The 6197-nt window shown below is 70.9% G+C and carries 8 protein-coding genes; 2 read left to right on the top strand and 6 right to left on the bottom strand.

Going from position 1 to position 6197, the window contains the following annotated elements:
• A partial coding sequence (locus QZ772_RS08370) for a CoA transferase (protein ID WP_295524641.1) occupies window positions 1-276 on the bottom strand: 276 nt, incomplete at its 3' end.
• Between the two features lie 123 nt (window positions 277-399).
• On the opposite strand from QZ772_RS08370, the gene QZ772_RS08365 reads away from it, so the two are divergent.
• Both QZ772_RS08365 and QZ772_RS08360 read left to right on the top strand, forming a co-directional pair.
• Window positions 400-1104, top strand: a complete 705-nt coding sequence (locus tag QZ772_RS08365) for a TetR/AcrR family transcriptional regulator (RefSeq protein WP_295524639.1) — start codon at window positions 400-402, stop codon at window positions 1102-1104.
• A 39-nt stretch (window positions 1105-1143) separates the two neighbouring features.
• Window positions 1144-1266, top strand: a complete 123-nt coding sequence (locus QZ772_RS08360) for a hypothetical protein (RefSeq protein WP_295524636.1) — start codon at window positions 1144-1146, stop codon at window positions 1264-1266.
• Window positions 1267-1472: 206 nt separating this feature from the next.
• Here the strand turns inward: QZ772_RS08360 and QZ772_RS08355 are convergent, their stop codons facing one another.
• The 5 genes from QZ772_RS08355 to QZ772_RS08335 form a co-directional block, all read right to left on the bottom strand.
• Entirely contained in the window at window positions 1473-1691 is a 219-nt protein-coding gene (locus QZ772_RS08355; protein ID WP_295524633.1) for a hypothetical protein, read from the bottom strand.
• Between the two features lie 22 nt (window positions 1692-1713).
• Window positions 1714-3264 carry an ATP-binding cassette domain-containing protein gene (locus tag QZ772_RS08350; protein WP_366510559.1) on the bottom strand — a complete coding sequence of 517 codons (1551 nt, stop codon included), beginning with the start codon at window positions 3262-3264 and terminating at the stop codon, window positions 1714-1716.
• Window positions 3261-4082 (bottom strand): ABC transporter permease, encoded by an 822-nt coding sequence (locus QZ772_RS08345; RefSeq protein ID WP_295524631.1) that lies wholly within the window; start codon window positions 4080-4082, stop codon window positions 3261-3263. Before QZ772_RS08345 ends, QZ772_RS08350 begins: the two co-directional genes overlap by 4 nt.
• The gene (locus QZ772_RS08340) at window positions 4079-5059 is read right to left on the bottom strand and encodes an ABC transporter permease (RefSeq protein ID WP_295524644.1); all 981 of its coding nucleotides are present in this window, start codon (window positions 5057-5059) and stop codon (window positions 4079-4081) included. The genes QZ772_RS08345 and QZ772_RS08340 overlap by 4 nt, the downstream gene beginning before the upstream one ends.
• Window positions 5060-5115: 56 nt before the next feature.
• On the bottom strand, window positions 5116-6197 hold a 1082-nt coding region (locus QZ772_RS08335; protein ID WP_295524629.1), incomplete at its 5' end, for an ABC transporter substrate-binding protein.

Raw genomic sequence — 6197 nt, 5'->3', positions numbered from 1 at the left:
GGAACCGCCGCTCGATTGCCCTGAATCTTCGACACGACGCAGCGCTGCCTCGCGCCCTGCCTCGTGTCGAAGATTCAGGGCAATCGAGCGGCGGTTCCTGTTGAGAATACTGAATCCTGATTCAGCGGAAGAAACGTCGGCCACACCCGATTCCGGGCGCGTGATCTGGACGACGTCGGCGCCCAGGTCGCCAAGCAGCATTCCACAGAATGGCGCAGGGCCCTTGCCGTCGAACTCGACGATTCTGTAGCCGGCCAGCGGTCCAGTGTTGTCCATGGCCTGCATTAGAAGCTGGCAATATCTAAAAGTAAATCACGGTTCAGTTATGGAAAACCCTGCGACACTTGATGGAGGAGCCGTCCCGCACACGCATAATCATGCTGAACCGCACTTCATTTCATGATGGACACCGAATCGACCGCCACCGTACGCAAACGCGCCACGCACAAGGGCGATGCCACACGCGAGGCCGTCAAGCTGGCAGCAAAGCGGGCGATCGCCATCGACGGCTTCTCTGCCGTGAAAGTCGCCGACATCATGGGTCAGGCAGGAAAGTCGGCCGGCGCGTTCTACCTGTACTTCAAGAGCAAGGAAGCGCTGCTGCACGAACTGCTCGAAGAGTTCCGGGTGCGTCTGAAGGACGAGGTGAACCGCCCCAGCGAAACGGAGGATCCGCTCAAGAATCTGGCGGACCGGCTGGAGGCCTTCTGGAAGATCTATCGCGAGGACTGGCCCATCGCCACCGCGGCCTTCCAGATGGCCATGGTGGACCAGCAGTTCGCGCGCGCATGGCGGCATGTGCGCCAACAGGGCATCCGCGGCCTGTCCACCATGATCCAGAAGGCGCAGCAGCAGGGCTTCAGCCCCGGCGTGGATACCGAACTGGCGGCCTCCGCGCTCTGTTCGATGCTGGAATACACCTGCTACAACTGGACGGCCAAAGGGGGGGACTTTCCGGACCGTTTCATCGATGACACGACGGCCTTGAATGTGCTGACGCAGTTGTTCGTGCACGCCGTGGGATGGCAGCCCCTCAGCCAGGCGTCGTACGAAGCCGCGCAGGCGTTGATCGCCACGCGCCGATCATCGAACGGCGCGCGCTGATCACCCCCCGTTCAGGCCCGGGCCGGCTTCGCGGCGCAAGTGGCGCTCGTCGCCCATGACCAGGTCGGCGTGGCCCAGGCGTGCGGCATCGGTCCCTTCCTGGTCAAAGCCGAACAGCTCGGATGGACGAAGCGCGAACTGCACGCCTTCACCGCCTCGTAGTCCAGGCCAAGCTGCGCCATCGCTTTGGGCCGCGCGTTGATGATGAGCCTTTCAGGTCAGCGGCGCCAGGGGCATCGTGACCCGGCGCAAACAGGGGGACACGGGCAATGGGATGTTCTTCGTTCCGGTAGAGGATGCGACAGGCGCGTTCCGGTTGATCTGCCTAAAGCGTCGCGGCGAGCGGACAGCGCAAGCTGTTGCCACGCTCAAGGCTGCTGGAAGTGCGGGAGGAGTACCAGCCGAAGTCTTGTGGGCACGAGCAGGCCGTACCAGGCAACGAAATCGACGTCCTTCATGAAATCCATGGCTTCGCCGATGGTGGGCGCCCATGCCGGCAGCGGCGACCGCTGCGGCTGCGTCATGGCCAGCGCCTGGATCTTGCCCGCGGTGTTGGGCGGCGACGGTGGGGGCGCGCAGACGTTCATGCGCGCCTGCCGGCAGCGCGCTTCATGCAGTCGGCGCCGCGTGAACGGGCGCGCGGTCGCCTGGGCACCCGTGGTCGTGCGCAACGACGAGATGGTGTGGTCCGGCAAGTTCGTCCCCTGCGCCCAACGCCATGAACCGCGCACCGATGGCCCTCGCGACGTCATCGTCGTGCGTCACCAGCAGCAGCGCGGCGCCACTGTCATCCACCGCGTCCAGCAGCACGCACATCGCCTCCTGCTGTGTGATCGGATCGAGCCGCGAGGTGGGTTCGTCGGCAAAGAGCATGGCCGGCCGCGCCGCGAGCGCGCGGGCCAGGGCGATGCGTTGCAACTCGCCGCCGGAGACGGTCGCCGGCCGCCGCGCCAGCAGGTCCGGGGCGACACCCAGGCGCTCCAGCTGGCGCAGCATGGCGGACCAATCCTGGCGGTGGCGGCGCGCCACATCGCGCAGGGACTGCTCCAGCGGCACGGTGGGGGCGAAGGCGCCGACCGGATCCTGATAGAGCTTCTGCAGCGCCGTGGGGGCAAGCCCGGCGGCGCGCACGAGTTGGCCGTCGTCGGGCGGCATCAGGCCGAGCAGCACGTTGCCGAGCGTGCTCTTGCCGGTGCCGCTCGGGCCCTGAACGACCCAGCGATCTCCGGCGTGCAGCGTCAGGTCGAGGCCCTCGAACAGGCTGCGCCCGCCCAGTCGTTTGCACAGGCCCCGGGCCTGCAGCAACGATGGGCCAGGCACAGGCGCCGCGCGCCGCGGCCAACGTGCCGGGTCTGCGTCGATGAGCCGGCGCGTGAAGGGATGGGTGGGCGCGGCCAGCAGGGCGTGCGTGTCGCCCTGCTCCACCACCTCGCCGGCGCGCAGCACCATCGTGCGACCGCCCAGGGCGCTGGCCACGTGAAGGTCATGGGTCACCACGACCACGCAGCCGCCCCGGCGTTGTACCGCCTGCAGCAGTTCGATGGTGTGGCGGCGCCAGTGCGCATCCAGGCCCTTGGTGGGCTCGTCGGCCAGCAGCACCTGCGCGCCTCCGGCCTGCGCGATGGTGGCGGCAGCGCGCTGGGCCATGCCGCCGGAGAGCTGCCAGGGGTAGAGATGCTGCGCATGGCCGAGGCCACTGGCATCCAGCTGGCGGCCTGCGTCCTGCCGGGCGGCCCACGGATCGGTGCGGCGCACGAGTTCGTGCGTCTCGGCCAGCTGAGGCAGCACGCGCATCAGCGGGTCGAGCGCCTGCGCAGGCTCCTGCGGCAGCAGTCCGATCGACCGGCCCCAGTGCGGGCGACGGGCGGCGCCGTCCTCGGCGCGTGTGGTCCGGCCGGCCAGCGTGATGCTTCCGCTGGCGCACAGGGCGGCCGGAAGATTGCCCATCACGGCCTGCGCCAGCAGCGACTTGCCGGCGCCGCTTTCGCCCAGCAGCGTCAGTGCCTCGCCGGGCCGCAGGCAGAAGTCGACGTCGCGCAGCAGCATCTGCGGGCCCGCGCGGACGCACAGGTCCCGGACGTCGAGCAGAGGCGTATCGCCGGCAGCGGTGGCATGCCCTGCCGGGTGCAGTGCGGGAGCGGTGGTGGCGTGAGCGCTCATTCGGGCATCTCCTCGCCGACGAACAGCATCATGCCGAGCACCAGCAGCATCAACAGCGCCACGGGCGCGGCGATGAGCCACGACGCCTCCGCGTAGAAGGGAAGGAATTCCGTCATCATCGATCCGAGTTCGGGCGTGGGCGGTTGGACGCCCACGCCGATGAAGCCGAGCGCAGCCAGCGCCAGCACGGCCTGGGCGGCGCTGAAGGGCAGCAGCGTGCCCAGCAGCGGCGCCAGCGCCGGCAGCAGGTGGCGCCGCAGCAGGTAGGCCGGGCCGAAGCCCAGCAGGCGAGAGGCCTGCACGGCATCGCCCGCGAGCACCGGCCGCGCGGCCGCGCGGCTGACGCGGAAGTACTCCACCCACAGCGACAGCGACAGCCCCAGGTACAGCGCGCCGAGGCTGCCCGGTGACAGGGCCGCCAGCAGCAGCACCAGGAGCAGGCCGGGCAGCGACAGCACCGCGTCGGCCAGCAGCACCAGCGTGCGCTCGACAGCCCCGCCGCGCCAGGCGGCGATCAGCCCGAGCAGCACGCCCGGCACGGCGGCACTCAGCGCCGCCAACAGGGCCAGGCCCAGCGACAGCTGCGCCGCGTGGGCCAGTCGGGCGAGCACGTCGCGCCCGAGCAGGTCGGTGCCCAGCCAGTGGTTCGGATTCGGAGGCTGCAGGCTGTGCGCCAGGGACTGCACGGCCGGATCGGTGCCGATGAGCCACGGGCCCAGCAGCGAGAACGTGGACACCAGCAGCAGCAGACCCAGGCCCACCGCACGTCGCAGCGGCCATCGCCGTGGCGGCAGTGCCAGCGAGAGGTGCGCGCTCATGCTGCGCCCGCTTCCATGCGCCGCCGCGGATCGAGCAGCAGACAGGCCGCATCCACCAACAGGTTGAACACGACGAAAAGCAGGCCCATGCACAGCGCCGTGCCCTGGATCATCGGGATGTCGCGGCCGAACACCGCATGCACCAGGGCGTGGCCGATGCCCGGCCAGGCGAACAGCGTCTCCACGACCACGGCGCCTTCCACCAGCAGCACAGCCTGCACACCCAGGTAGGCCACCACCGGCAGCGCCGCTGGCCGAAGCCCGTGGCGCAGCAGCGCCTGGCCGTCGCCAAGGCCCTTGGTGCGGGCGAACTCGAAGGCCGGCGAGGCCACCGCGGCGCGCACGGCCCCACGGGCGACGCGGGCCAGCCCGGCGGCCAGGCCCAGCGCCAGCGTGAGTGCCGGCAGCAGCACGCTGCCGCTGTGGTCGTCGCCGGCCACCGGCAGCATGCCCATCTGCACGGCCACGGCCAGCATCAGCAGCACCGACAACAGGAAGGGCGGCGTGGCCCGCAGCACCACGGCCAGCACCAGTGTCAGGCGGTCCAGCCAGCCACCGGCGCGCAGCCCGGCCCCCACGCCCAGCGGCAGGCCCAGCGCCGCCGCGATGACCAGCGTGGTCACGGCCAGGTCCAGGGTGGCGCCCAGCTGGTGCGCCACCTCGCGCCAGATCGACTGGCCGGTCACCAGCGACGTGCCCAGGTCCAGCCGCAGCAGGTCGCCCCACCAGTGCAGCAGCGCCAGCCAGGCGGGTTGGTCCAGGCCCAGTTCCGCGCGGACCGCATCGGCCGCGTCGTTGCCGACCAGGTCGTAGCCGTAACGGCCGGCCGCGATGCGCGTGGCCAGGTCGCCGGGCAGCCAGCGGGTCATGAAGAAGCAGGCGGTGCCCACGAGCAGTGCCAGCATCAGCACCTGCAGCGCGCGACGCCGCAGCACGCGGCGCCAGGCGGTGCCTGTGGACGGATGCGGGCTCGCCAGGCGACTTGCAGCCTTGCCGTCGGCCGCCGCGTCTTTGACAGGGGTCGGACGTGCGCTCACGATTGCCACCCCATGTCCAGCAGGCGATACGAGCGCTCGAGCGGGTCGAGGCTCACGCCCGTCACGCGGCGACTCACTGCCACCTGCTGGCGCTGCCACACCACCGGGACCACCGGCAGTTGCGCCTGCAGGATGCCGGCGACGCGGGCACGCGTGGCATCGCGCTGGGGCGAAGGCAGCGTGCCGGCGGCCAATGCATCCAGCGCAGTCAGCAGTTCGGCGTCCTGCCAGCCCATGGCGCCCCAGTCGCCTCCGCGAGGACCGAAGTCCTGCATCAGCGTGCCGGTGGGATCGGGCACGCTCGCGTAGTTGCGTGCCGCGAGCCCCAGCTGCAGGCTGCCGTCGCGGTGGCCCAGCGGGATCTCGCCGGAATTGCCGACGGACACCTGCACCGCCACGCCCAGCTGGCGCCATTGCTCCTGCAGGGCCGACGCGATGATGGGCAGCTCGGGTCGGTCAGGAAAGGTGCGCAGCGCCAGCCGCAGGGGCTCGCCGCGCGCATCGCGCAGGCCGTCGGGCGCGCGTTGCCAGCCGGCCTCGGCCAGCAGCCGCGCCGCGCGGGCGGGGTCGTGCTGCAGCGGCGGCAGACCGGGGTCGTGCCAGCCGCCCAGCGTGGGAGCGAAGAGCTGGGTGGCTGCCAGTTCGGGATCGCGCAGCACGGCGCGCGCGATGCCCACGCGGTCGATGGCCAGGCTCAGCGCCTGACGCACGCGCAGGTCGCGCAGCGCGGGCAGGCCGGCGTTGAGCTTGATCATCACCGTGCGCGGCAGGGTGACCGAGGCCAGGCTCACCTGCCGGCGAAGCCGCAGGCGCGCGATGCTGGCCGGATCGAGGCCGAAGGCCAGGTCGGCCTGGCCGCCCTCGGCCATCAGGGCCCGCGTCTCGGAACGACCCGCCGCAAGGTAGCGCACGCGGAGGATGGCGGGGCGCCGGCCGTCGTAGCCCTCGAAGCGTTCGGCTTCCACCAGCTGCGGTGGCGCGATCGAGGCGACGCGATAGGGCCCGCTGCCCACGATGCGTCGCACGCTGTCCTGCGGGCCGAAGGACGAAGGCGCCAGGACCAGGGTGCTGCTGTGCG

Origin of the sequence: uncultured Pseudacidovorax sp. (assembly GCF_913773995.1) — a bacterium.
GTDB lineage: Bacteria > Pseudomonadota > Gammaproteobacteria > Burkholderiales > Burkholderiaceae_C > Xenophilus.
The sequence above is the reverse complement of the archived record's forward strand: the minus strand, read 5'-3'. Positions and strand labels throughout refer to the sequence as shown.